Here is a 271-nt window from a genome sequence, read left to right on the forward strand (position 1 = left end):
GATCATAACATCTATGTTTCCGTTGAAACCGTACTACAATGGATGATCGCTTATGGTCTTTCGGTTCCCCATGCCAAATGCAAGCCACGTGTCTACCAGCCTCGTCATCGTCGTGATTGCCCGGGTGAACTGATTCAAATTGACGGCTCACATGTTGTTTACTGGTTTACATCGATGATGCCACTGGCCACCTGATGAACCTGCGCTTCAGTAACACTGAAGCGGCTTTCGATTATATGGCGGCAAACCGTTAATACCCTGAGCAACACGG

The 271-nt window shown here is 48.3% G+C and carries 1 pseudogene; it reads left to right on the forward strand.

Annotation, left to right across the window (positions count from 1 at the left end):
- A pseudogene (locus ACYP03_RS26255) lies at nucleotides 1–251 on the forward strand (ISNCY family transposase); the annotation flags it as partial.
- Between the last annotated feature and the right edge of the window lie 20 nt (nucleotides 252–271).

This window comes from Photobacterium sp. R1, assembly GCF_054600795.1.